Annotated in this window: 22 protein-coding genes and 1 pseudogene; 14 read left to right on the plus strand and 9 right to left on the minus strand. The window is 72.4% G+C overall.

Features of this window, described 5'->3' with window-relative positions; all coding sequences use genetic code 11:
• Positions 1-282, minus strand: a pseudogene (locus tag V6U88_RS28265) (hypothetical protein); the annotation flags it as partial.
• Between the two features lie 850 nt (positions 283-1,132).
• Here V6U88_RS28265 and V6U88_RS28270 point away from each other — a divergent pair.
• From V6U88_RS28270 to V6U88_RS28290, 5 genes are all read left to right on the plus strand, one after another.
• Entirely contained in the window at positions 1,133-2,806 is a 1,674-nt protein-coding gene (locus V6U88_RS28270; RefSeq protein WP_334457623.1) for an ABC transporter substrate-binding protein, read from the plus strand.
• Positions 2,807-2,906: 100 nt separating this feature from the next.
• Positions 2,907-3,914, plus strand: a complete 1,008-nt coding sequence (locus tag V6U88_RS28275; protein ID WP_334457625.1) for an ABC transporter permease — start codon at positions 2,907-2,909, stop codon at positions 3,912-3,914.
• A 109-nt stretch (positions 3,915-4,023) separates the two neighbouring features.
• The gene (locus V6U88_RS28280; protein WP_442934717.1) at positions 4,024-4,923 is read left to right on the plus strand and encodes an ABC transporter permease; all 900 of its coding nucleotides are present in this window, start codon (positions 4,024-4,026) and stop codon (positions 4,921-4,923) included.
• Between the two features lie 112 nt (positions 4,924-5,035).
• Positions 5,036-6,022 carry an ABC transporter ATP-binding protein gene (locus V6U88_RS28285; RefSeq protein WP_334457629.1) on the plus strand — a complete coding sequence of 329 codons (987 nt, stop codon included), beginning with the start codon at positions 5,036-5,038 and terminating at the stop codon, positions 6,020-6,022.
• Positions 6,019-7,116, plus strand: a complete 1,098-nt coding sequence (locus tag V6U88_RS28290; RefSeq protein WP_334457631.1) for an ABC transporter ATP-binding protein — start codon at positions 6,019-6,021, stop codon at positions 7,114-7,116. Before V6U88_RS28285 ends, V6U88_RS28290 begins: the two co-directional genes overlap by 4 nt.
• A gap of 49 nt (positions 7,117-7,165) precedes the next feature.
• Here the strand turns inward: V6U88_RS28290 and V6U88_RS28295 are convergent, their stop codons facing one another.
• Entirely contained in the window at positions 7,166-7,624 is a 459-nt protein-coding gene (locus V6U88_RS28295) for a hypothetical protein (protein WP_334457634.1), read from the minus strand.
• Positions 7,606-8,265, minus strand: a complete 660-nt coding sequence (locus V6U88_RS28300) for an HNH endonuclease family protein (protein ID WP_334457636.1) — start codon at positions 8,263-8,265, stop codon at positions 7,606-7,608. The genes V6U88_RS28295 and V6U88_RS28300 overlap by 19 nt, the downstream gene beginning before the upstream one ends.
• Before the next feature lie 107 nt (positions 8,266-8,372).
• On the opposite strand from V6U88_RS28300, the gene V6U88_RS28305 reads away from it, so the two are divergent.
• The gene (locus tag V6U88_RS28305) at positions 8,373-9,833 is read left to right on the plus strand and encodes an MFS transporter (RefSeq protein WP_334457638.1); all 1,461 of its coding nucleotides are present in this window, start codon (positions 8,373-8,375) and stop codon (positions 9,831-9,833) included.
• 92 nt (positions 9,834-9,925) lie between these two features.
• Here the strand turns inward: V6U88_RS28305 and leuA are convergent, their stop codons facing one another.
• The 3 genes from leuA to V6U88_RS28320 all read right to left on the minus strand — a co-directional run bounded on the left by leuA (position 9,926) and on the right by V6U88_RS28320 (position 13,350).
• Positions 9,926-11,677: a 2-isopropylmalate synthase gene (gene leuA / locus V6U88_RS28310; RefSeq protein ID WP_334457640.1), complete on the minus strand. Its 1,752-nt coding sequence runs from the start codon at positions 11,675-11,677 to the stop codon at positions 9,926-9,928.
• Positions 11,678-11,949: 272 nt separating this feature from the next.
• Positions 11,950-12,480, minus strand: a complete 531-nt coding sequence (locus tag V6U88_RS28315) for a nitroreductase family protein (protein WP_442934716.1) — start codon at positions 12,478-12,480, stop codon at positions 11,950-11,952.
• Positions 12,481-12,564: 84 nt separating this feature from the next.
• Positions 12,565-13,350: a hypothetical protein gene (locus V6U88_RS28320; protein WP_334457642.1), complete on the minus strand. Its 786-nt coding sequence runs from the start codon at positions 13,348-13,350 to the stop codon at positions 12,565-12,567.
• Positions 13,351-13,601: 251 nt separating this feature from the next.
• Here V6U88_RS28320 and V6U88_RS28325 point away from each other — a divergent pair, with 251 nt between their 5' ends.
• Both V6U88_RS28325 and V6U88_RS28330 read left to right on the plus strand, forming a co-directional pair.
• On the plus strand, positions 13,602-14,867 hold the full coding sequence (locus tag V6U88_RS28325) for an aspartate kinase (protein WP_179802241.1): 1,266 nt from the start codon (positions 13,602-13,604) through the stop codon (positions 14,865-14,867).
• Positions 14,868-14,872: 5 nt separating this feature from the next.
• On the plus strand, positions 14,873-15,934 hold the full coding sequence (locus tag V6U88_RS28330; RefSeq protein ID WP_334457645.1) for an aspartate-semialdehyde dehydrogenase: 1,062 nt from the start codon (positions 14,873-14,875) through the stop codon (positions 15,932-15,934).
• Positions 15,935-16,022: 88 nt separating this feature from the next.
• Here the strand turns inward: V6U88_RS28330 and V6U88_RS28335 are convergent, their stop codons facing one another.
• Positions 16,023-17,399 carry a diguanylate cyclase gene (locus V6U88_RS28335; RefSeq protein WP_442934718.1) on the minus strand — a complete coding sequence of 459 codons (1,377 nt, stop codon included), beginning with the start codon at positions 17,397-17,399 and terminating at the stop codon, positions 16,023-16,025.
• Positions 17,400-17,652: 253 nt separating this feature from the next.
• Here V6U88_RS28335 and V6U88_RS28340 point away from each other — a divergent pair, with 253 nt between their 5' ends.
• The 3 genes from V6U88_RS28340 to V6U88_RS28350 all read left to right on the plus strand — a co-directional run bounded on the left by V6U88_RS28340 (position 17,653) and on the right by V6U88_RS28350 (position 19,782).
• The gene (locus V6U88_RS28340; RefSeq protein ID WP_334457648.1) at positions 17,653-18,432 is read left to right on the plus strand and encodes a phosphodiesterase; all 780 of its coding nucleotides are present in this window, start codon (positions 17,653-17,655) and stop codon (positions 18,430-18,432) included.
• Between the two features lie 9 nt (positions 18,433-18,441).
• Positions 18,442-19,071 carry a histone deacetylase gene (locus V6U88_RS28345; protein WP_334457649.1) on the plus strand — a complete coding sequence of 210 codons (630 nt, stop codon included), beginning with the start codon at positions 18,442-18,444 and terminating at the stop codon, positions 19,069-19,071.
• A gap of 255 nt (positions 19,072-19,326) precedes the next feature.
• On the plus strand, positions 19,327-19,782 hold the full coding sequence (locus tag V6U88_RS28350) for a lamin tail domain-containing protein (protein WP_334457651.1): 456 nt from the start codon (positions 19,327-19,329) through the stop codon (positions 19,780-19,782).
• A gap of 209 nt (positions 19,783-19,991) precedes the next feature.
• On the opposite strand, the gene V6U88_RS28355 is transcribed toward V6U88_RS28350, so the two are convergent.
• Positions 19,992-20,789: an alpha/beta fold hydrolase gene (locus V6U88_RS28355; protein ID WP_334457653.1), complete on the minus strand. Its 798-nt coding sequence runs from the start codon at positions 20,787-20,789 to the stop codon at positions 19,992-19,994.
• 321 nt (positions 20,790-21,110) lie between these two features.
• On the opposite strand from V6U88_RS28355, the gene V6U88_RS28360 reads away from it, so the two are divergent.
• On the plus strand, positions 21,111-22,823 hold the full coding sequence (locus tag V6U88_RS28360) for a bifunctional metallophosphatase/5'-nucleotidase (RefSeq protein WP_334457655.1): 1,713 nt from the start codon (positions 21,111-21,113) through the stop codon (positions 22,821-22,823).
• A 94-nt stretch (positions 22,824-22,917) separates the two neighbouring features.
• Here the strand turns inward: V6U88_RS28360 and V6U88_RS28365 are convergent, their stop codons facing one another.
• Positions 22,918-24,192 (minus strand): MFS transporter, encoded by a 1,275-nt coding sequence (locus V6U88_RS28365; protein WP_334457657.1) that lies wholly within the window; start codon positions 24,190-24,192, stop codon positions 22,918-22,920.
• Positions 24,193-24,325: 133 nt separating this feature from the next.
• Between V6U88_RS28365 and V6U88_RS28370 the strand changes: the two genes are divergently transcribed.
• Positions 24,326-24,823, plus strand: a complete 498-nt coding sequence (locus V6U88_RS28370) for a hypothetical protein (RefSeq protein ID WP_334457659.1) — start codon at positions 24,326-24,328, stop codon at positions 24,821-24,823.
• 46 nt (positions 24,824-24,869) lie between these two features.
• A complete protein-coding gene (locus V6U88_RS28375; protein ID WP_334457661.1) occupies positions 24,870-25,343 on the plus strand; it encodes a hypothetical protein in 474 nt (157 codons plus the stop codon).
• Positions 25,344-25,361 lie beyond the last annotated feature (18 nt).

The raw sequence follows: 25,361 nt of genomic DNA on the forward strand, positions 1-25,361 counted from the left end.
GACCACGGCGGCGCGCTCGTCCATGTCGGACTTCTTCGTCGCCGCGATGATCGCCTTCACGTTCTTGACCTGCTCGTCGTTCAGGTCGATGCGCGACTGCTTGCCCTGCACACCGTGCGGAATCAGCTTGCTCTTGTCCGCCTTGTCGGCCTGCACCACCGCCACCGCCTTGGCCTCGACCGGCGCGGCGTGAGCCTCGGTGACCGGGCCGGCGAAGACACCACCGGCGAAAGCCAGACCAGCAATACCGAGAACGCTCTTACGCAGAATGGTCGTGTTCATGGGGGAAGCTCCTTCAGGGGGTTGGCACCCAGGCTCGATGGGGGTCGAGCGGGTGCAAGCACCACGATCAGGCGCTCACAAAGTTCCAAGGGGAAAGTCTTCGTCCGGCAGGTCATCGCGAGCGGGAGGCTCGCGGCGCCGGGACCATGTGTAACGACCGGCTGCCCGCCATCATTCCGGGGCCTCGCACCCCGGCCACGTCATCGGGCCAGGCCAGCGGGATAGCTGCGATCGTCCAGGTGATGTAACGACCCGCCGCCCGCCATCATTCCGGGGCTCGCCATCCCGGGCCGGCCACGTCATCGGGCCACGCAGCCGAGGTTGCTGCTGCGATCGTCCAGTGAATGTAACGACCCCGGGCCGGCCACCATTCCGCCACCAGGGTGCTGCCGACCACGGGACCGCAGACCCGATCCGGGCATGAACCGGACATCGCGCCGAGCGGACGACCGGCCGAACTCGGACACCCCGCCATCGGGGCCCGTCGCCGGGAACGACTTGGCCGGGCGGGCGTCGCGCGCAGCGGGCATCGGTCGGTCCGCTTGGCGGCAGGCGGGGACGGGTGTCCGCGTACCCGAAGAGGAGCCGGCGGGGACGGGCGGTGGCCCGGGGGAGGTTTTGCCGGGTTTTGGGGGGGTCCTGGCCGGTGGGGTGGGAACGGTCCGGGACGGGGTGCCCGGTGTGACAGTCCCGTTTGTCGGCCGATCCGAGGGTGTCAGACCCGGTCACTTGGTGTCGGCTTGATAGCGATTGCCTAACGGGCGTTCCGCTTCTGTGTCTCCTGTCATAGCCTCCCGCTCACGGACCGAGCCATGAACCGGCGTGGTCACGCGGATGACAGAGGTGAGAGATGCAGGCGAGAAGGCTTAGAACGGCTGTGACCCTCGCGGCCGTTGCAGCCCTGGCGGTCGGCGCGGCCGGCTGTGCGGAGAGCGACCGCAGCGACGACAGCGGCGAGGCCAAGACGGGCGGCACCTTCATCTTCGCGGGTGCCGGTGACCCCAAGAACTTCGACCCGATCTTCAACGATGACGGTGAGTCGTTCCGGCCGATCCGGCAGATGTACGACACCCTCATCCAGCACAAGCCGGGCACGGCGGAGCTGCAGGGCGGCCTGGCCGAGAGCTGGGAGCACGACCCCGACGGCAAGGTCTGGACCTTCAAGCTGCGCCAGGGCGTGAAGTTCCACGACGGCACCCCCTTCAACGCCACGGCGGTCTGCTTCAACTTCGACCGCTGGTACAACATGAAGGGCGCCGCCGCCCAGTCGCAGATGATCTACTACATGGACGTCTTCGGCGGCTTCGCGAAGAACGAGAACCCCGACGCCGGCAAGCCGGTCTACAACAAGTGCGAGGCGAAGGACGACGGCACCGCCGTCATCACGCTGAACCAGTACAAGGGCGCGTTCCCCGGCGCCTTCGCGCTGACCGCGCTCTCGATCGCCAGCCCGGACGCCCTGAAGAAGGGCGACGCCGACACGGTCAAGCAGAACGGCGACTCCTTCGAGTACAGCTCGTTCGCGACCAGCACCCCGGTCGGCACCGGTCCGTTCACCTTCGGTGGCTGGGACAAGGCCAAGAACGAGATCACCCTGAACCGGAACCCGGACTACTTCGGGGAGAAGGCCAAGGTCGACAAGCTGATCATCAAGATCATCAAGGACGAGAACACCCGCAAGCAGGAGCTGCGCGCGGGCACCGTCCAGGGCATCGACTTCCCGGCCCCGGCCGACCGCAAGGCGCTCTCCGGTGAGGGCTTCCAGGTCCTCGACCGGCCCGCGTTCAACATCCTCTACCTGGGCATCAACCAGAAGAACCCGAAGCTGAAGGACCTGCGGGTGCGCCAGGCGATCGCCTACGCCCTCAACCGTCAGCAGCTCGTGCAGACCAAGGGCCCGGGTGGCACCAAGGTCGCCGACGAGTTCATGCCGGACACCGTGCTCGGCTACGCCCCGGACGTGCAGAAGTACGAGTACAACCCGGAGAAGGCCAAGCAGCTGCTCAAGGAGGCCGGCGCCGAGGGTCTGACCCTCAACTTCTACTACCCGCCGGACGTCTCGCGGCCGTACATGCCGAACCCGCAGGAGATCTTCACCGTCCTCGCCAACGACCTGCAGGCCGTGGGCATCAAGGTCAACGGTGTGCCGCGCCCGTGGAACGGTGGCTTCAAGGACGACGTGCAGCAGTTCGGCAAGCAGGACCTGCACATCCTGGGCTGGACCGGTGACTACAACGACCCGGGCAACTTCGTCGGCACGTTCTTCGGCCGGGGCAAGGTCGAGTTCGGCGACCAGGCGATGACCGAGATGTTCGACGCCATCGCCAAGGCCGACGCCACCGTCGACGAGGCGGCCAAGAAGGCGGCCTGGGAGCAGGTCAACCGGGACATCGCCGCCAAGTGGCTGCCGGCCGTGCCGGTCTGGCACGCCCCGCCGGCCATCGTCGTCACCAAGGACGTCAAGGGCGTGGTTGCCAGCCCGCTGACCGACGAGCGGTTCAACACGGTCAGCGTCAGCAAGTGACGTACGTCGGCTGACGCCGTAGGCGCGAATCGGCCCGGGTCGGGGGCTCCACCCCGGCCCGGGCCGATTCCGCGAACATCGAGAGTCTGGTGTGTGAGAGATGTTGCGAGTCATAGTCCGCCGCCTGCTGCAGCTGGTGGTGACCCTGATAGCGCTGTCGGCGCTGATCTTCATCTGGCTGCGGAACCTGCCCGGCGGCCCGGTGGAGGCGCTGCTCGGCGAGCGGGCCACCCCGGAACGCCGCGCCCTGCTGATCAAGGCGCTCGGCTACGACCAGCCGATCCTGGTGCAGTACGGCAAGTTCATGCAGCGGGTCCTCACCGGGGACTTCGGCAACTCCATCCGGTCCGGTGATCCGGTCACGGAGGTGATCGGACGAGCCTTCCCCGCCACCATCGAGCTGGCCCTCGCCGCGATGATCATCGCGGTGGGTCTGGGTGTCCCGCTCGGCTACCTCGCCGCCCGCTGGCGCGGTCGCTGGCCGGACAACCTGACCATCGCCGGCACCCTGCTCGGCATCTCGATCCCGATCTTCTTCCTGGGCTACCTGCTCAAGGACGTCTTCACCCAGAACATCCACTGGTTCCCGCCCTCCGGGCGGGTCACCACCGGGCTGGACAACACCGAGGTCACCGGCTTCTTCGTCCTCGACAGCCTGCTCACCCGGGAGTTCGACGCCACCGCCGACGCGCTCTGGCACCTGATCCTGCCGGCGGTCACGCTGGCCACCATCCCGCTCGCGGTGATCGTGCGGATCACCCGGGCCAGCGTGCTCGACGTGCTCAACGAGGACTACGTGCGCACCGCCGAGGCCAAGGGCCTGCGGCACCGCACCATCCGGGGCCGGCACATCCTGCGCAACGCCCTGCTGCCGGTGGTCACCACCATCGGCCTGCAGACCGGCGCGCTGCTCTCCGGCGCCGTGCTCACCGAGAAGGTCTACAACTGGGGCGGGCTCGGCACGCTGATCACCGACTCGATCACCGGCGGCCGGGACTACCCGGTGCTCCAGGCGATCATCCTGCTCGCCGCGCTGGTCTTCGTGATGGTCAACCTGCTGGTCGACCTCTCCTACGCCTTCATCGACCCCCGGGTGCGTGTGCGATGAGCGAGCAGATCACGGCCGGGTACCCCACCGGCGAGCGAAGCGAGGCGACGGCATGAGCGAACGCAGTATCGGCCTGCTCGGCGACCGGAAGAAGGCGCGGCTGGAGGAGCTGGCCCGGGCCAGCGCCGAGAAGGGCGGCGTCAGCCTCTTCCGCGACGCGCTGCGCCGGCTCCGCCGCAACCCGGTGGCCATCATCGGCGCCGCCATCGTCGGGCTGTTCGTCCTGGTGGCGGTCTTCGCCCCGCTGATCGCCCCGCACGACCCCGTGCAGCGCTTCGACGAGCTGACCAGGAACCTCACCGTCGACAGCATCCCGGGCGCCAGCGCGGAGCACCCGCTGGGATCCGACCCGCTGGGCCGCGACTTCCTGTCCCGCCTGATCCACGGCAGCCGGCAGACCCTCTTCGTCGGTGTCCTCGCCACCCTGATCGGCCTCAGCCTCGGCGTGCTGCTCGGCGCGATCGCGGGTGCCTTCGGCGGCTGGGTCGACGTCGTCCTGATGCGGCTCACCGACGTGATGCTGGCGCTGCCCAGCCTGCTGCTGGCGATCACCCTGGTCGCCATGGCCAGCCGGTCCAGCCAGTGGACGGTCATCTTCGCGGTGGCCATCGTCAACGTGCCGATCTTCGCCCGGCTGCTGCGCGGGTCGATGCTCGCCCAGCGGGAGAGCGACCACGTGCTCGCCGCCCGGGCGCTCGGCGTCAAGGAACGCAACATCGTGCTCCGGCACATGCTGCCCAACTCGCTGACCGCGGTGATCGTGCAGGCCACGCTCACCTTCGCGGTGGCGATCCTGGACGCCGCCGCGCTCTCCTTCCTCGGCCTCGGCGACCCGGACATCAACCGCGCCGAGTGGGGCCTGATGCTCGGCGTGGACGGCCAGCGCTACTTCGACGTCCGCCCCGAGCTGGCCTACTTCCCGGCGCTCGCCATCATCGTGGTCGCGCTCGGCTTCACCCTCCTCGGTGAGGCGATGCGCGAGGCCATCGACCCGAAGAACCGGCGGTGACGGCGGTGCGGCGGACCAGCACGGCCGGCGGAGACCGCCGGCGAGCGCGAGGAGTCAGCGTGCGAGCTCCGCAGTCGCGCGCACAGGACCAGTGCAGTGAGGAAGTGACCCGATGAGCCTGCTCGACGTACGCGACCTGAGCGTGGTGTTCCAGCGGCGGGGCGAGCGGCCGTTCACCGCCGTCGACAAGGTGAGCTTCAGCGTGGAGCCGGGGCAGACCGTCGGTCTGGTCGGCGAGTCCGGCTGCGGCAAGAGCGTGACCAGCCTGGCGATCATGGGCCTGCTGCCCAAGCGGGGCAATCAGGTCAGCGGCGAGGTGCTCTTCGACGGCACCGACCTGCTCAAGCTCCGCGCGGACGACATGCGGGACCGGCGCGGCCGGGACATCGGCATGATCTTCCAGGACCCGCTCTCCTCGCTGAACCCGGTGGTCCCGATCGGCGTGCAGGTGGCCGAGGTGCTGGAGCGGCACCAGGGGATGGACCGGAAGAAGGCGCTGCGGGAGGCCAAGGAGCTGCTCGACGCGGTCGGCATCCCCGACCCGGACCGGCGGCTCAAGGAGTATCCGCACCAGATCTCCGGCGGCATGCGGCAGCGCGCGCTGATCGCCATCGCGCTGGCCTGCAAGCCGCGGCTGCTGATCGCGGACGAGCCGACCACCGCGCTGGACGTGACCATCCAGGCGCAGATCCTCACCCTGCTCAAGCAGCTGGTCGACGAGACCGGCACCGCGCTGATCATGATCACGCACGACCTGGGCGTGGTGGCCGGCCTCTGTGACACGGTCAACGTGCTCTACGGCGGCAGGGTGGTGGAGCGGGCCGCCCGGCACGAGCTGTTCGCCCGGGCCCGGCACCCGTACACCCATGGGCTGCTCAGCTCGGTGCCCCGGCTCGACTCGCCGCGTGGCGAGCGGCTGCACGCCATCCGCGGCTCGGTGGCCGACAACATCCCGTGGCCCGAGGGGTGCGCCTTCGCGCCCCGCTGCGACAACGTCGTGGACGCCTGCCTGGAGGGCCCGCCCCCGCTGGAGCCCACCGCCACCGGCGGCGACCTTCGCTGCAACAACCCCGTTTCCGAGGAGGTGGCGGTCCCGTGACCGAGCGGACCGGACCACTGGTCGAACTGCGCGACCTCAAGGTCCACTTCCCGATCAAGAGCGGCCTGCTCTTCGACCGCACCGTCGGGTACGTCTACGCCGTCGACGGCGTCTCGCTCTCCATCCAGGCGGGTGAGACGTACGGGCTGGTCGGCGAGTCGGGCTGCGGCAAGTCGACGCTCGGCCGGGGCCTGCTGCGGCTGGTCGAGCCGACCGACGGCGAGATCGTCTTCGACGGCACCGACGTCCGGCAGCTCAAGGGCGAGAAGATGCGCCTGGCCCGGCGCCGGATGCAGATGATCTTCCAGGACCCGCTGTCCAGCCTGGACCCCCGGCAGTCGGTGGAGTCCCTGCTGGTCGAGGGGCTCAAGGCGCACGGCCTCGCCGACGACAAGGCGGCGACGAGCCGGCGGCTGCGGGAGACCCTGGAGGCCGTCGGCCTGCCCGCGTCGGCGCTGAGCAAGTACCCGCACGAGTTCTCCGGCGGCCAGCGCCAGCGGATCGGCATCGCCCGGGCGCTGGTGCTCAACCCGGAGCTGATCGTCGCCGACGAGCCGGTGTCGGCGCTCGACGTGTCTATCCAGGCGCAGGTGCTCAACCTGCTGGAGGACCTGCAGAACGAGCGCGGTCTGACGTACCTGATCATCGCGCACGACCTGGCGGTGGTCCGGCACATCGCCGACACGGTGGGCGTGATGTACCTGGGTGGCCTGGTGGAGGAGGCGTCCAGCGACGACCTCTACCGGGAGCCGATGCACCCGTACACGAAGGCGCTGATGTCGGCGGTGCCGGTGCCGGACCCGCTGGTGGAGGACCGCCGCGAGCGGATCCTGCTCGCCGGCGACCTGCCCTCGCCGACCAACCCGCCGTCCGGGTGCCGTTTCCACACCCGGTGCCCGTGGGCGCAGCCGACCCGCTGCGCCGACGAGCGGCCGGCGCTGCGTGAGGTGGTCGGCGGGCACCGGGTCGCCTGCCACTACGCCGAGGAGATCGCGGCCGGGCGGATCCGGCCGCACGAGGTCGAGCCGGAGCTGGTCCGGCCGGACGACGGTGGGGCGCCGGGCGACACCGGTGAGCTGATCCCGACTCCGTGAGCACGCGCCGAGGCCCCCGACCCCGCAGGGTCGGGGGCCTCGGTCCGTCTCAGCCCTCCGGGCGGTGGAGCAGAGCGACCGCGACGGCGTGCACGGCGTCCAGCCCGGCCGGGTCGACCAGCGCGGCCTTCCCGCCGGTCACCGCGTACCACTCGTCGGCGTCCTTGTACTGCACGGAGAGGGTGACCTGGCCGTCGGCGTACCGGGTCTTCAGCGTCAGTTCGCCGGTGACCACGCCGACCTCGTCGGTCATCACCCCGCCGGGCCCGGCCATCAGGTCCGCGGTCAGCTCCCGGGGTGATCCGCGATCACCGGCGTCGGCGCTCATGCCCGCCCCGGGCACGGCGGCGGGCGCCGCCGGGTGCCCGTCGGCGGTCATCCCGGCGGTGGCGGCGGTCGTGCCGGCCTCGCCGCTGCCGGTCGCGGCGGCCGCGTTCTCCCCGCCGGCGTCGGGCGCCTGCTCCGGCGCGGGGGTCGCCCCCGCCCCGGTCACGGCTTGTTCGCCCATGTGCAACCCTCCAACATGTCGCTGAGGGCGGCCTTCTCGGCGCTGGTCACCGTCAGCCGCCAGTGATGCTTGACCGTCACCCAACTCTCGGCGTACTTGCACCAGTACGACCGGTTCGCCGGTTTCCACTGCGACGGGTCCTGGTCACCCTTTGCCCGGTTCGAGGACGCGGAAACCGCGATGAGCTGCGGACGGGTCAGGTCGTTGGCGAACTCGCCGCGCTTGGCGTCGTCCCACTCGTTCGCGCCCGAGCGCCAGGCGTTGGCCAGCGGCACCATGTGGTCGACGTCCACGTCGGAGGGATCGGTGAAGGTGCGCCCGTCGTAGACGCTCTCCCAGTGCCCGGCGACCACGTTGCAGCCGGAGAGGCGGATGTCCTCGCCGTCGCGCTTGAGCACGCTGTCCCGGACGTCGCAGTTGGTGCCGGTGTCCCGCCAGTGCGGGAAGCGCTCGCGGCTGTAACCGCGCATCGAGCCGGCCTTGGCGACGGTCAGCTCGGCGAGCTGCTCACCGACGTTACCGGCGCTGCTCGGCGGGGCCTCCGGCTCGTCGAGCGAGACATCGCAACCGCCGACGCCGAGGGCGAGCGCCGCGGCGAGCGCGACGGCCGCCGTCCCACGGGCTCCTGATCTGGTACGCACAGACGACACCTCTCCAGCTTGCGGGCTCTCGGCGATCCCGCACAGTACCCGGGCGGGGTTTCGGCGTTTCGTGGAATCTCCCACGCGGCGCGGGCAGATTGGTACCCATGCCCACACCCGCTCACGCGTTGCGGATGCGCAGTGGCGCCGGTCGGGGTGCCCTGCTGGCGGCGACCCTCGCGTCCGGAATGGTCTTCCTGGACAGCACGGCGGTCAACGTCGCACTGCCCCGGCTCGGCGCCGAACTCGACGCGACCGTCGCGGATCTGCAGTGGACGGTCAACGGCTACCTGCTGACGCTGGCCGCGTTCGTGCTGCTGGGCGGGGCGCTCGGGGACCGCTTCGGCCGACGCCGGCTCTTCCTGCTCGGGGTGGTCTGCTTCGCCGGTGCCTCCGTTTTCTGCGGCCTGGCCCAGGGCCCCGGCTGGCTGGTCGCCGCCCGGATCCTCCAGGGGGCCGGCGGGGCGCTGCTCACCCCGGGCTCGCTCAGCGTGCTCCAGGCCAGCTTCCACCCGGACGACCGGGGCCGGGCCATCGGCGCGTGGTCCGGGCTGTCCGGGGTGTCCACCGCGCTCGGCCCGTTCCTCGGCGGCTGGCTGGTCGACGTGTTCTCCTGGCGGTGGATCTTCTTCATCAACCTGCCGCTGGCGGTGGCGGTGATCCTGGCGGCGCTGCGCTGGGTCCCGGAGAGCCGCGACGAGAACGCCTCACGCAGCGGGGGGAAACACTTCGACGTGCTGGGGGCGCTGCTCGGCGCCCTCGGCCTGGCCGGCGTCACGTACGCGCTGATCGACGCCCCGGCGCGGGGCGTCCGCTCGCTCCCGGTGCTGGTGGCCGCGCTGGTCGGCGTACTGGGCGCGGTGGTCTTCGTGCTGGTGGAGCGGCGCCGGGGCGACGCCGCGATGCTCCCCACCGGGCTGTTCACCAGCCGGCTCTTCTCGGTGCTCAACCTGTTCACCGTGATCGTCTACGCGGCGCTCGGCGGGTCCACCTTCTTCTTCGCCGTCTACCTGCAGAACGTGGTCGGCTGGTCGGCGCTGCGCACCGGCCTGGCCACCGTCCCGATGACCCTGGTGCTGCTGGTCGGCTCGGCCCGGGCGGGTGCCCTGTCGGCGCGGATCGGGCCCCGGCTGCCGCTGACCGTCGGCGCGGTCGTCGCCGCCGCGGGCCTGCTGCTGCTGCGCCAGGTCGGTCCGGGTGCCTCGTACTGGGTGGACGTGCTGCCCGGGGTGCTCCTGTTCGGGTTGGGGCTGACTCTGGTGGTGGCGCCGCTGACCGCCTCGGTGCTGGCCGCGGTCTCCGACCGGTTCGCCGGGGTGGCGAGCGGCTTCAACAACGCCGCGTCCCGGGTGGGCGGCCTGCTCGCGGTGGCCGCGCTGCCGCTGCTGGTCGGGCTCACCGGCACCGGCTACGCGCAGGCGGCCGAGCTGACCCCCGCGTACCGGGGGGCGATGGCCTGGTGTGCCGGGCTGATGCTGGCCGGAGCGGCCACGGCCGGCCTGCTCGTGCACCGGCCACCGCGGGCGGCCCCGCCGTCGCCGCCCGCGTCCACCCCGCCGGAGCGGTGACGATGTTTCGCTATGGCTGGTCGACCGGAGTCGTTCCGGTCTGACCGAGCTGCGCGGCAGGGCCCGGCCGGAGCCGGACCCTGCCGCGTGTCTCAGCCGCGGGCGCGGTTGACCGCGCTGGTGACCGCCTTCACCGAGGCGGTGACGATGTTGGCGTCCATCCCGACGCCCCACACCGTACGACCGTCGACCTCGCACTCGACGTACGCGGCGGCCTGCGCGTCACCGCCGGAGGAGAGCGCGTGCTCGTGGTAGTCGAGCACGCGTACCGCCACGCCGACCGCCTGGAGCGCGTTGACGTACGCGTCGATCGGGCCGTTGCCGACCGCGGCGAGCGTGCGGCACTCCCCGCCCAGGCCCACCTCGGCCTCGATCTCGACCTTGCCCTCGGCGGTGCCGATCGTGTAGCCGGCCAGCGTGACGGCCGGGTCGCTCTGGTGGTCGAGCAGGTAGTGCCGCGCGAAGATCTCCCACATGCTGCCCGGGTCGACCTCGCCGCCGTCGTGGTCGGTGACCTGCTGGACCACCCCGGAGAACTCGATCTGGAGCCGGCGCGGCAGGTCGAGCTGGTGCTCGGTCTTCATGATGTACGCGACGCCGCCCTTGCCGGACTGCGAGTTGACCCGGATGACCGCCTCGTAGGTGCGGCCCAGGTCCTTCGGGTCGATCGGCAGGTACGGCACCGCCCACTGCTGCTGGTCGACCGGCACCCCGGCCGCCGCCGCGTCCGCGGCCAGGGCGTCGAAGCCCTTCTTGATCGCGTCCTGGTGGGAGCCGGAGAACGCGGTGTAGACCAGGTCGCCCGCGTACGGGTGGCGCTCGTGCACCGGCAGCTGGTTGCAGTACTCGACGGCCCGCTTGACCTCGTCGATGTTCGAGAAGTCGATCATCGGGTCGATGCCCTGGGAGAACAGGTTCAGCCCCAGCGTCACCAGGTCCACGTTGCCGGTGCGCTCGCCGTTGCCGAAGAGGCAGCCCTCGATCCGGTCCGCGCCGGCCAGCAGGCCCAGCTCGGCGGCGGCCACCCCGGTGCCCCGGTCGTTGTGCGGGTGCAGGCTCAGCACCAGGCTGTCCCGCCGGGGCAGGTGCCGGTGCATCCACTCGATCGAGTCGGCGTACACGTTCGGCATGGCCATCTCGACGGTGGCCGGCAGGTTGACGATCAGCTTGCGGTCGGGGGTCGGGTCGACCACCTCGATGACCTTGGCGCAGACCTCCAGCGCGTACTCCAGCTCGGTGCCCGTGTACGACTCCGGCGAGTACTCGTAGTGGATGTCGGTGTCCGGGGTGTGGATCTCGGCGTACTTCTGGCAGAGCCGCGCACCCTGGGTGGCGATGTCGGTGATGCCGTCGCGGTCCAGCCCGAAGACCACCCGGCGCTGCAGCGTCGAGGTGGAGTTGTAGAAGTGCACGATCGCCCGCCGGGCACCGCGCAGCGACTCGAACGTCCGGTCGATCAGGTGCTCCCGGCACTGGGTGAGCACCTGGATGGTGACGTCCTCCGGGATCAGGTCCTGCTCGATCAGCTGCCGGACGAAGTCGAAGTCGGTCTGGCTGGCCGAGGGGAAGCCGACCTCGATCTCCTTGTAGCCCATCTGCACCAGCAGCTGGAACATCCGGCGCTTGCGCTCCGGGGACATCGGGTCGATCAGGGCCTGGTTGCCGTCGCGCAGGTCGACCGCGCACCAGCGGGGCGCGACCTCGACGTGCCGGGTCGGCCAGGCGCGGTCCGGCAGGTCGATCCGGAATTGCTGCTGGTACGGCTGGTAACGGCGGAACGGCATCCGGCTGGGGCGCTGCCGGGCGATCGGATCGGTTTCGGCGTCAGTGGCGGGTTGAGCCATGGCGGAGTGCTCCCGTGGGTCATGTCGGGCGTCAGCAATCGGAAGGTGTCGGCGAGTGCCGGGCGACGGTGCCCGGGCGGTGCCGAGGGGAAGTTCGGATCTGCTGGACGGCGCGGTTCGACTCCGCGACGAGGTGCCGGCCGGTCAGGCCTCGTCGCGGCGACCAAGGAGGAGGTACGCCTGCCACATGACAAGGTCACCCTACGTGGTGAGACGGGGGGTGGGAAGGCAGGTCCGGACTCTGGGATCGGAGTCACGGCGGCCGCGGCGGGTCAGCGCAGCAGCAAGGCGTGCACCGGCTGCCGGTGGCGCAGCGCGGTCTCGCGTCGCCGCAGTTCCTCGGGCAGGTCGAACGGGTCACCGAGCCGGCCGACGGCCGCCACCACCAGCGGGCGTACGGCGGGCGGCAGGTCCAGGTCGGCGCAGAGCGCGGCGCGGTCGAAGCGGGTGAGCTGGTGCACGTGCAGGCCGAGCGCGGTGGCCTGCACGGTGAGGTGGGCCATCGCCTGTCCCAGGTCGTACGCGGCCCGCTCCGGGTCGGTGCCGGCGTGCGCGCCCACCACCAGGGCGGCGGCGTGCCGCGCCCAGCGCTGGTCGCGTTCGGGAAGGCTGACCAGGATTCGCTTCCAGCTCTCGTCGTCCCGGTGGCCGAGGGCGAAGCGCCAGGGCTGGGCGTTGCCCGCCGACGGGGCCCAGCGGGCGGCCTCCAGCAGCGAGGACGCCTCGTCCCCGGTCAGCTCGGCAGCCGGGTCGAAGGCGCGGGGGCTCCAGCGGAAGGCGAGCAGCGGGGTGAGGTCGACCATGCGAAGAGCGTCCCGTATGGGCGATTCGTCCAGCCGGGCGGGTGGGGCAAATGTGGTCAAGCACACCCGTAACGCCGCACCGGGTCAGGACGTTCCCGCGCTCGGGGCGTCGGTCGGCGTGGGGGCGTCCAGGCCCAGTGGCTCGGCGTTCACCACCGGCCCGGCCAGCGGGACGGTGGCCGGTGCCGGCCCGGGCGGCCCGGCCAGGGTGAGCGTGCCGAGGGCGGCGCGGACGTAGGTGGGCGTCCCGTCCGGCTCGTAGCAGTAGATCCCGACGTCCAGCGGCGGGTTGAGCGAGGCGGAGGTGGTCTCCACCGCGTAGCAGGTGCCGGCCACGCCCGGGGGCGCCCCGGCGGGGGAGACCGCGAGCGGGGTACGCCGGTCGGTGAGCACCTCCAGCCAGTCGGTGAACGGGTGCTGCACCCGGGGGTCCAGCGAGCGCGGCACGGAGTCGCCCCGGTCGCCGATACGGACACAGCTCGCGGCCTCGGGGCGGCCGGCCGACGGGAGGCCGCACTGGAAGAGCCCGTCCGCGGTGGTGGCCAGCGACACGTCGGCCGTACCGCCGAGCGCGCCCGCCGGTACGTCGACCCGCCAGGTCCCGTCCGCTGCGCTGATCACCGTGACGTCCCGGGTCGCTCCGTCGGTGCCGGTGAGCGTGTAGCGGGCGGTGAGGTGGCGGTCCCGCGCCGCCGCCGCCAGCGCGGCCAGCCCGTCCCGGGCGGCGTCCACCTCGGCCGGACCCGGGCCGGCCGAGCCGGCGGTGGGTGCCGGGGTCGGCCGGTCGGCGGTGCAGGCGGCGAGGAGCACCGGCAGGAGCAGGGCCAGGGCACCGATCGACCGGCGCGCCACGCGTGGATGGGCATGCACCCGGTCATTCTGCGCCGCGCGCCCGCCGCTCACGGACCCGTGCGGCCGAGGGTCGACCGGCGTGTCGGCGGGGGCCGGCGCGACCGCCGTGGGCAGGCCGTCGACCTGCCGTTTCCGCCGGATGGTGGGATCACCCGACCCGTCCTCGCGTACCGCCCGATACCCTGGACAGGTCTGACACGCGCCGCCGGACCATTCGACCCGGCGGCGTCGGCACGCTCAGGGTCGTCGCTGGGAGGGAGTGCACCGTCGTGGCACTCGTGGTGCAGAAGTACGGCGGATCCTCCGTCGCCAACGCCGAGCGCATCAAGCGGGTCGCGGAGCGGATCGTCGCCGCCCGCAAGGCCGGCGACGACGTCGTGGTGGTGGTCTCCGCGATGGGCGACACCACCGACGAGCTGCTCGACCTGGCCAACCAGGTCAGCCCGCTGCCGCCGGGCCGCGAGCTCGACATGCTGCTCACCGCCGGGGAGCGGATCTCCATGGCGCTGCTCGCCATGGCCATCCACAACCTGGGGTACGAGGCGCGCTCCTTCACCGGCTCGCAGGCCGGTGTCATCACCACCTCGGTGCACGGGCGGGCGCGGATCATCGACGTCACCCCGGGCCGGCTCAAGGGCGCGCTCGACGAGGGCGCGGTGGTGATCGTCGCCGGTTTCCAGGGCGTCTCGCAGGACACCAAGGACGTCACCACGCTGGGCCGGGGCGGCTCGGACACCACCGCCGTGGCGCTCGCCGCCGCGCTGCGCGCCGACGTCTGCGAGATCTACACCGATGTGGACGGCATCTTCAGCGCCGACCCGCGCATCGTGCCGAACGCCCGGCACATCAAGCAGATCACCTACGAGGAGATGCTGGAGCTGGCCGCCTGCGGCGCCAAGGTGCTGCACCTGCGCAGCGTGGAGTACGCGCGGCGCGCGGGGTTGCCGATCCACGTCCGTTCGTCATACTCGACCAACACCGGCACCATGGTCACCGGATCGATGGAGGACCTTCCCGTGGAACAGGCACTGATCACCGGGGTCGCCCACGACCGCAGTGAAGCCAAGATCACCATCGTCGGCGTGCCCGACGAGCCCGGTGCCGCCGCGAAGATCTTCGACACCGTGGCCGGCGCCGAGATCAACATCGACATGATCGTGCAGAACGTCTCCACCGAGGGCACCGGCCGCACGGACATCTCGTTCACGCTGCCCAAGACCGACGGTCCCACCGCCATGGCCGCGCTCAGCAAGATCCAGGAAGCGGTCAAGTTCCGCGGCCTGCTCTACGACGACCACGTCGGCAAGGTGTCGCTGATCGGCGCCGGCATGCGGTCGCATCCCGGTGTCGCCGCCGGCTTCTTCGCCGCGCTCGGCGCCGCCGGGGTCAACATCGAGATGATCTCCACCTCGGAGATCCGGGTCTCCGTGGTGTGCCGGGACACCGACCTCGACAAGGCGGTCCGGGCCATCCACGACCAGTTCGAGCTGGGCGGCGACTCCGAGGCCGTGGTCTACGCGGGGACGGGACGGTAGCGCCCGTGTCGGCGCAGCCCACGCTCGCCGTCGTCGGGGCGACCGGCGCCGTCGGAACGGTGATGTGCGATCTGCTCTCCTCCCGGCGCAACGTCTGGGGTGAGATCCGGCTGCTCGCCTCGGAACGCTCGGTCGGGCGCACGCTGCGCTGCCGGGGCGAGGAGTTGACCGTCGGGGCGCTCACCCCGGAGGCGTTCGACGGCGTCGACGTGGCCATGTTCGACGTGCCGGACGAGGTCTCCGCCGAGTGGGCGCCGGTCGCGGTGCGGCGCGGGGCGGTCGTGGTCGACAACTCGGGCGCCTTCCGGATGGACCGCGACGTGCCGCTGGTGGTCCCGGAGATCAACCCCGAGCAGGTACGCAACCGGCCCAAGGGGATCATCGCCAACGCCAACTGCACCACCCTCGCCATGATCGTGGCGATCGCTCCGCTGCACCGCGAGTACGGGCTGCGCGAGCTGGTGCTCGCCTCGTACCAGGCGGTGTCGGGGGCGGGGCAGGCCGGCGTGGACGCGCTGCACCTGCAGCTCGGCAAGATCGCCGGCGACCGGGTGCTGGGCTCCCGCCCCGGCGACGTGCGCCAGGCGGTCGGCGACGAGCTCGGTCCGTTCCCCGCGCCGCTGGCGCTGAACGTGGTGCCGTGGGCCGGGTCGTTCGCCGACCTCGGGTGGTCGTCCGAGGAGATGAAGGTCCGCAACGAGTCACGCAAGATCCTCGGCCTGCCCGACCTCAAGGTCTCCGCGACCTGCGTACGGGTGCCGGTGGTGACCGGCCACTCGGTGGCGATCCACGCGGTCTTCGCCACCGAGGTCGATGCCGAGGGCGCCCGGGAGGCGCTGCGCAACGCCCCCGGCGTGATCCTGGTCGACGATCCCGCCGCCGGCGAGTTCCCGATGCCGATCGACGCGGTCGGCACCGACCCGTCCTGGGTCGGCCGGATCCGGCGCGCCCTGGACGACCCGCGCGCCCTGGACCTCTTCGTCACCGGCGACAACCTCCGCAAGGGCGCGGCCCTGAACACCGCCCAGATCGCCGAACTCCTCGCCAAGGAACTGACCCGCCCCTAACCTCCACCGGGGGCCGTTTTCAGAGAAAGGGGCCCTATCCAGCCGCTGGATAGGGCCTCTTCTCTGAAAGTGCGGGGAGGGGGCGGGGTCAGGCGGCAGCGAGGCGGACGCCGTCGCGGCCGTGGCGCTTGACGGCGTAGAGGGCCTGGTCGGCGCGGCGGAGGGTGATCTCCGGGGACTCGCCGGGCTGGGGAAGGGCCACGCCGACGCTGATGGTGCGGCCGGTACGCCGGGCCGCCTCGGTCAGCCGCTCGGCGATCCGGACCGCCTCGTCGGGGCGGCTCACCTCGATCACCGCCACGAACTCGTCGCCGCCGATCCGGTACAGCTCGTCGCCCTGGCGCAGCGCCCCCTCCAGGGCCCGGGCCAACCCGACCAGCAGCCGGTCACCGGCCTGGTGGCCGTACGTGTCGTTGACCGTCTTGAACCCGTCCACGTCGATGGCCAGCAGGGCCGTACGCCCCGGCGTGGCCGCCCTGATCCGTTGCCCGAACGGCCCGGTGTGCCGCAGCCCGGTGAGCGGGTCGGAGCTGGCCTGCTCGCGGAGCCGGACCAGCGTACGGAGCCGTTCCAGCGCCCCCCAGGCCTGCCCGGCCAGCAACTCGATCAGGTTGACCGTGGTCGGGTCCGGCCGCAGCAGCCGCTCGTCGGCGACCAGCAGCACCGCGCCGGCGTCGGGCCGGCCGACCGGCACGGACACCAGCGTGCGTACCCCGGCCCGGGCCAGCGGTGCGTACTCGTCGGTCGGTGGGTGGCCCGCCTCGCCCAGCGTGTACGCGGTGCCGTGCCGGTGGGCGCGGGCCACCAGCCGGGCGAGTGGCCCCGGGCCGGCCTCGGTCAGCTCGGCCCGGACGCGGGACTCCAGCTCGCCCGGCTCGCCGGTCGGGGCGCCGAGCCGGGAGCCGCGTCGGCCGGTGAGCACCAGCACGGCGGCGGAGAGGGTGGAGACGTCCCGGGCCGCGGTGAGCGCCGCGGCCATCAGGTCCCAGTCGGTGGGGGCGGAGGTGAAGGCGGTGGCGTGCCGCAGCAGCTTCTCGCTGCGGCTCTCGGCCGGCGGTCCGCCGAGCGCCATGATCCGGGCGCCGAGCCGACCGGCCAGCCGTTCCGCGGTCTCCCGCCACCGCCCCAGCTCGGCCGGGCCGCTCCACTGCAGGTCGAGCACCCCGATCGGGCGGCCGGCCGGGTCGAGCACCGGTACGCAGATCTCGGCGGTGACGTCCGGGCGCAGCGGGAGGTAGTCCGGGTCGGCGGCGACGTCGGGCACCGTGGCCCCCTCGCCGGAGGCGTAGACCCGGCCGACGATGCCGGACTTCGGCGGGACGGTGGAGAAGACCTGCCAGGATCCGGTGGCGGCGACGCAGCGCAGCCGGTCGTGGACCTGGAGCAGCACGGAGATCGTCGCCGGGGCGTACCGGGCGAGCGCGGTGACGGTCCACTGGCACGCCTCGACGGCGCTGGACGCCATCGGCAGGCGGACCGTGACGTCGCGGACGACTCGCTCGTGATCCACGTTCTTCCAGGTGGGGGAGGGCCCGGCCGGTGCCGGGGCTGCGATCAAGCGTACTCAGCCCGCGGCGGTCCGCCCACGCGGAAGATCATCCGCCGTTCGTACACATGTGCCATCCACAGGCTGTGGACAGGGCCTGTGGGCTGCGCGACCGCCCCCGCCGGGAGCGGGCCCGGGTTAGCGTGAAGGTCCCGGTCGCAGTGGAGGAGCCATGCTCATCGCCCAGCTGAGTGACCCGCACGTCACCACCGGAGTGCTCGGCGCCGTGCCCGCCGCCGGCCTGCACCGCGCGCTCGGCCGGGTGCTGGCGCTGCGCCCCCGCCCGGACTGCGTGGTGATCACCGGCGACCTGGTCGCCCAGGGCCGCCCCGACGAGTACGCGGCGCTGCGCGAGGTGATCGGGCCGTACCCGCTGCCGGTGCACCTGGTCGCCGGCAACCACGACGACCGGGAGTCGCTGCTGGACGCCTTCGGCGGCACGCCCTGCCTCGGTGGCGGCTTCTCCGCGTACTACCACGTCGACCACCCGGAGGTGACCGTCGTGGTGCTCGACTCGCTGACCCCCGGCGAGGGCGGTGGCCGGCTCGGCGAGGACCAGCTCGGCTGGCTCGACGGGGTGCTGGCCGGCCGCCCGGAGGTGCCCGCCGTGATCTGCGTGCACCACCCGCCGGTCGCCGTCGGCGTCCCGGCCGCCGACGCCATCCGGCTCGCCGACGGTGAGGCGCTCGCCGAGGTCGTCCGCCGGCACCCCCACGTGGTACGCGTCGCCGCCGGCCACCTGCACCGCCCGGTGACCACGGCGTACGCCGGCACCGTGCTGACCGTCGCGCCGAGCACCTGGCGGCAGGCGTCGCTGACCATGAGCGCCGACGACGAGATCGGCTGGGTCGACGAGCCGACCGCCTTCCTGCTGCACGCGATCGGCGACGGCGGCTGCGTCACGCATACCGTGCAGGTCAGCCACGCCGCCGGGCAGACCTGCGGCTACTGACCTCACCGGGTGGACCTGCTCTGGTACGTCGCGTACGGGTCGAACATGCACGCCGCACGGCTCGGCTGGTACCTCGCCGGTGGCCGGCCACCGGGCGGGCTGCGGTCGTACCCCGGGTGTCGGGACTGCCGGCCACCGCGCCGGACGGCCGCGGTGCTGGTCCCCGGCGGCGTCTACTTCGCCGGGGAGTCCCGGACCTGGACGGGCGGGATGGCGTTCTACGACCCCGAACTGCCCGGTACGGCGGCGGCGCGCGGCTACCTGCTCACCGCCGGGCAGTTCGCCGACATCGCCGCCCAGGAGATGCACCGCCCGCCCGGCGCCGACCTCGACCTGATCGCCGTGGCCGCCGACACCGGGCGGGCCACCCTCGGCCCCGGCCGGTACGAGACGCTGTTGCGGGTCGGCGTGCGCGACGGGGTGCCGATGCTGACCTTCACCGCGCCGTGGCGGGCCGCCGAGGTCAAGTGGACTCCGCCGGCGCCGGTCTACCTGCGGATGATCGCGGGCGGGGTGCGGGAGGCGCACGGCTGGTCGGTCGCGCGCACGGTCGACTACCTGGCCGACCGCCCGGGGGTCACCGGGCGGTGGACCCGCGCCGACCTGACCGGCCTGGTGGCGGACGTCCCGGCGAGCTGACCCGCTCGGCGGGCGGACGGCGCACGGGTGGGCTCGTCAGGCCGGGCGGTCGGGCGGCGATCGTCGGCGGAAGGGTCGCTGTGGGTTCGACGGGCGCACGAAACATGATCACCATCCGGTTTGGACGGCTGGTACTCGCGGATTTATTTGCGGACGCAGAGGTTTCACGGTCCACTTTTGCCCCGTGGCATCGATAACCTCGGCCCACTCCGTGGCCGACTCGCCAGGTCGGCCCGCGACCATGTGGGGGAACACATGAACAAGAAGCTCATCGGATACGCGGCGGCGCTCGCCACCATCCTCGGCGGCACGCTCGCCGTCGCCACGCCGGCGCAGGCGGCCACGCCGGCCGTCCAGATCACCAAGGTCTACTACAACTCGCCGGGCACCGACAACCGCTCCAACAGCAGCCTGAACGCCGAGTACGTCAAGCTGACCAATCGGCGCAGCACCACCATCAACCTGAAGTACTGGACGCTGCGCGACAAGTCGAACCACGTCTACAAGTTCGCCAGCGACTTCCGCCTGGCCTCCGGCGCCAGCGTCTACATCCACACCGGCAAGGGCACCAACACCTCCACCCACCGGTACTGGGGCTCCGGCGCGTACATCTGGAACAACACCGGCGACGCCGCCTACCTGCGCAACTCCGCCGGTACGGCGATCGACTCCTGCTCCTGGGGCAGCAGCGGCAGCTACACCTACTGCTGACCCACGCGGGCCGGCAACGGCCCGCGCGGCGCAGGCCATGGCAGACGGCGCCCGCAGGGGCGGAAGCCGGCACGACATCTGACCGCCCCGGGGGATCGGGCATCGGCTCCTCTGGCACCCGGAGCCGCCACCCCTGCCCGGGGCGGTCTTCGTCGTTCGGGGGCCGCCGAGCCTGGCGCTCGGTCGAGCCGCCGGCCGGGCGCTGGCGGTCAGCTCGGCAGGAGGCGGCGCAACTCGGCGGCGAGCAGCTCGGCGGGCACCTCGTGGAAACCGCCCTCCAGGCTCACCCGTCGGGCGCCCGGGATCGCCTCGGCGGTGGCCCCCGCCGCCTCGCGCAGCCAGCCCGGGCTGCCGGTGCTGTCCACCACGACGGTCGGCACGCCGATGCCGGCGAGCAGCTCGGCGGGGAGCGTGCCGTCGCCGGTGACGGTGGCGTCGTTGACCAGGGACGGGGCCATCATCTCCAGCCAGGACCACATCGGCTGGTCGCGCATGCCGCGCACCTGGTCCACGGGAAGGCCCACCGCGTCGACCATGAAGCACTCGACGGCGTCGCCCCGCCGGCCCGCCGCCACCAGCTCGGCCAGCCGGGGTGCGAGCGCCGTGCCCGACCCCGCGCGCGGCCCGACCTGGAACGGCGGCTCGAAGAGAGCCAGCCCGGCGACCGGGAGCCCGGCGGCGGTCGCCAGGGCGGCCAGGATCGCGCCGGAGGAGACCCCGTAGAGGTACGCCGTGCCACCGGCCGCCTCGACCAGCGCCGCCAGGTCCTCGATCTCCCGCCGCACCGCGTACGGGGCGGTGTCGCCGCTGTCGCCCCGGCCGCGCCGGTCGTATCCGAACACGGTGAAGTCGGCCGCCAGCGCGGCGGCCACCGAGCGCGTGGTCGACCGGTCGTTGAACGCGCCGCCCACCAGCACGATCGCCGGCCCCTCGCCGCTGCGCTCGTACGTGATGGTCGTGCCGTCGGCGGAGCGCACCGTGCCCACCGTCAGGGTCGTGTCGGTCATCCGGGATCCTCTCCTCGTCGTGTCGTCTCCATCCTGGTCGGTGCCACCGACGGGAATCCGACGCCGACCGCCCGACCGCTGTCACCTACCCGTCATGTCGGAATGGCCCGAACGTCCGGCCCGGGCCACCTGGCGTATCCGCAGGTCTGTTCCACTTGCCCGGTCGACCGGCGGTGGCGGAGGTGAGAGGCTGTCCCCGTGACGGAGCGGCGACCCCCGACCGCCGCCCTCCGCGATCGACCCCTGTCACGGCACGGATCAGGGTCGCCGGGCGAACCATCGCCCCGGCAGCGTCCAACGCCGAACCTCACGAGGAGTTCCATGTCCGTCCCCGGGATGCGTCGGGCCGCCATCGGCCTGACCGCACTCGCCGCGGCCGCGCTGAGCACGGTCGCCGTCAACCCGAGCCAGGCCGAGGCCGGCCCCAAGCCGGTCGACGTCAAGCTGCTCGCCCTCAACGACTTCCACGGCAACCTCGAACCGCCGACCGGCTCCAGCGGCACCATCGCCGGTCAGCCCGCGGGCGGTGCCGAATACCTCGCCACCCAGCTCGCCGCCCTGCGCGGGGCCACCGAGGAGGAGCAGGAGCGCACCATCACGGTCGCGGCCGGCGACCTGATCGGCGCCTCCCCGCTGCTCTCGGCCGCCTTCCACGACGAGCCGACCATCGAGGCGCTCACCCTGGCCGGGCTGGACTTCGCCAGCGTCGGCAACCACGAGTTCGACGAGGGCGCCAACGAGCTGCTGCGCATCCAGAACGGCGGCTGCCACCCGGTCGACGGCTGCGCGGACGGCACCCCGTACGCGGGCGCCGGCTTCCAGTACCTCTCCGCCAACGCGTTCAAGACCGAGACCGGTCAGCCGCTGCTGGCGCCGTACGCGGTCAAGAAGGTCGCCGGCGTCAAGGTCGGCTTCATCGGGATGACCCTGGAGGGCACCCCGCAGATCGTCTCCCAGGAGGGCGTCGCCGGCCTCACCTTCAGCGACGAGGCGGAGACCGCCAACAAGTACGCCCGCATCCTGCGCGCCCAGGGCGTGGAGTCCATCGTCGTGCTGCTGCACGAGGGCGGCCAGCAGGAGGCCACCGGCGGCATCAACGACTGCAAGGGCTTCACCGGCCCGATCGTCGACATCGCCAACCGGATGGACCCGTCCATCGACGTGGTGGTCAGCGGGCACACCCACCAGGCGTACAACTGCGAGATCAACGGCAAGCTGGTCACCAGCGCCAGCTCCTTCGGTCGCCTGGTCACCGACATCGACCTGCAGATCGACCGGAAGACCGGCGACGTGCTGACCGCCAAGGCCAACAACGTCGTGGTCACCCGGGACGTCGCCAAGGACGCGGCGCAGACCGAGCTGATCACCCGCTACAAGACCGCGCTCGGCCCGGTCGCCACCAAGGTCGTCGGCCAGACCGCCGAGCCGCTCAACCGCGTGCAGGAAACCCTCTTCGGTACGGCCAAGGGCGAGTCCCCGCTCGGCAACGTGATCGCCGACGCGCAGCTCGCGGCGACCGACAACGAGCAGGGCGCGCTCGGCGCGTTCATGAACCCCGGTGGTGTCCGCGCCGACCTCGACGCCGGCCAGGTCACCTACGAGGAGGCGTTCACGGTCCAGCCGTTCGCCAACAACCTGGTGACGCTCGACCTCACCGGCGCGCAACTCTACTGCGTGCTGGAGCAGCAGTTCGTGGTCGGCCGGACGCTCTACCCGTCCTCCACGGTCCGCTACACGGTCGACGTGAACGGCACCACCGGCACCACCGCCGACCCGTGCGCCGGCACCCGGGTCGTCCGGGGCAGCCTGACCCTGGGCGGCGTGGCGGTCACCGCCGACGCCACCTACCGGGTCACGGTGAACAACTTCCTGGCCGGCGGCGGCGACGGGTTCACCGCACTCAAGAGCGGCAGCAACCTGGTCACCGGCATGATCGACCTGGACGCCTTCGTGGCGTACCTGACCGCGTCCTCGCCGGTCTCCGCGCCGGCCCTGGACCGCATCCGCACCACCGCCGAGGTCCCCGCCGCCTGACGGCAGGACCCACCGCGCGAACGGGCCCCGGAGCACCCGCTCCGGGGCCCGTCCCCGTCTCCGCGCCCCGTGCCCGGTGCGGCGGTGCGGGGGGTCAGGCGGGGGTGGGTTCGGGGGTGCGGGCGGCGGGGACGCGGCCGTCCTGGATGGCGGTGAGGAGGGGGCGCAGGGAGAGGGCGATCAGCGAGGCGGCCAGGCAGCCACCCACCACGACGGCCACCCAGACCTTGCCGTCGGCCGCGCCGATCAGCGGGCCGGCGGTGACCGGGCCGATCACCCCGCTGATCCCGAAGATCATCGAACTCATCGCGTTGTACCGGCCGCGCAGCTCGTCGGTGGCGAGCGCGTTGGTCAGCGCCGGCATCACCGGCGACAGCATGGTCTCGCCGAATCCGAAGATCGCCGCGCAGGCCACCACGCCGAGTGCCGCCACCAGCGCGTTGCCGGTGCCGATCATCCCGGCCGCGCCAAGGGTCAACCAGGCGGTCGCGAAGACCGCGCCGACGACCGCGAGGCCCCCGGTACGGCTGCGCCCCTCCATCCGGCGAATCACCAGCAGCTGGGAAAGCACGATCATCACGGTGTTGCCGGCCAGCGCCCAGGCGACGACCCTCGGGGTCACCTCGACCACCCGGACGGCGTACGCGGTGAAACCGACCTCGATCTGGGCGTACCCGCAGGTGGTGAGGACCAGGCCGAAGATGACCAGGCGGCGGAACGGCCGGTCCCGCAGCACGGTGAGGTAGCCCCCGCCGCGCGTCTTCGCGCCGGCCACTCCGGCGGCGAGCCGTCGCCCGACGTGCGGCAGGGTCAGCAGGATGATCGCCGGCGTCAGGTAGCTGAGCGCGTCGAGCAGGTAGATCAGCTGGAAGGTCACCGGCCGGGCGACGTCGACGATGGCACCGGAGGTCAGTCCGCCCACCCCGATGCCGAGGTTGAGCAGGGCGAAGTTCAACCCGTACACCCGCTGCCGCTCGTCGTCGGCGGTGAGCGAGGCGAGGATGGTGTTCTGCCCGGACCAGATCGCCGAGCCGCCGATCGCGATCACGGTGGCCACCCCGAACGCGGAGGCGGTCGAGTCGACCAGCGCCAGCGACCCGGTGCCGATCGCCTCGATCAGCAGGGACGGCAGCACCACCCGGCGGGCGCCGAACCGGTCGATCAGCGTCCCGCCCAGCGGGGAGAGCGCCAGGGTGACCGCGCCGTACCAGCCGATCACCAGGCCGGCGCGTGGGTCGGAGAGCCCGCGCACGTCGGTCAGGTAGATGAACAGGAACGGCAGGGTGAGGCCGCGACCGATCGCCGACAGCAGGGTGCCGAGCAGGATGCGTCGGGCTTCCGGACGGCGGGGGAGGGATCGGCGCAGCATGCCCGCGATTCTGTCCAGCGGGTCCGACAGACCGCGACGGGATTTGTCGCGGCTCTCGCGCGGAGCCCGGCCCGGCGTGACCGATCGCACGTCGCGGGGCCGTCGCGGGGCTGCCTCCGCGGTAGCCTCCGGCGTGACCGCTGACCGTCACCCGGCCTCGACCGCAGGGACCTTTCTGTCGTACGGCATCCGTGGGGCTCTCGTCGGCGTCGGCGTCGCGGCCGCCTGGCTGGCCGCCGCCGCGTACGCCGGGCGGTTGGTCGACGCGCGACTGGCGGCGGAGACGGCGGCAGACGCCGCCAACGGGTCCGGTGTCGCGGCCCTCGGCGACGAGGTCTCCCTCACGGTGGGCATCGGCCTGCCGGCGACTCTGCTCCTCGGTCTGCTCGTCGCCTGGGTGCTGCGCCTGCCCCGGCCCTGGGCGGTGCCGCTGGTCGGCGCTCTGCTCACCGGCGTCCTCTGCTGCGGCGCCGGCATCGCCCTGTCCTCGGCCGGCCAGGACGATCGGCTGGAACGGTCGGCGGTGCCGCTCAGCGTGGTGGTCGTCGCGCATCTGTTCGCCGCGCCGCTGGTGGCCCGTGGCGCGTCGACCCCGGCCGGGCGGGCCGGGGACGACGGGCCGGCGGCCTGAGCGTCCGGCCCGCCGGCCTGTCGGTCGGCTCTGCCATGCTGGCCCGGTGAGCGTGACCTGGCGACACCTGCCCGCACCGGCCCGCGAGATCGCCGGTGCGGCCACCGACGCCGTCGAGGCCGCGAAGGCCCGCGACGGTGCGGCGTACGAGGTGGCGACCGCGCGGCTCGCCGGCGCCGAGCGCTCGGGCCTGGTTCTCGGGGCGGTGGTGCGGCTGCTGCTCGAGGAGACCCACCCGGACGGGCTGGACGGTGACGACGTCCGGCAGGTGCTGGAGCACTGTGTCCGGGCGGCGGCCCTCTGGCGACCGGACGTCGACCCGCACGTCGTGCTGGTCCTGCTGGCCTCCGCGCTCGGTGTGTACGACCCGGGCGAGGACGACTCCCCGCCCGATCCGGTGGCCGTCGCCCGGCACGCGCCGCTGCTCGTCGCGGACCTGCTGGCGGTGACGGGTCGGCCGGTCGAGGGCTACCTGGCCGCGGCGTTCGCCGAGATCGAACGCACCGAGCGGCACGACTGAGCCTTGTAGACGCTGTCC

Source organism: Micromonospora sp. CPCC 205739 (assembly GCF_036906795.1).
GTDB lineage: Bacteria > Actinomycetota > Actinomycetes > Mycobacteriales > Micromonosporaceae > Micromonospora.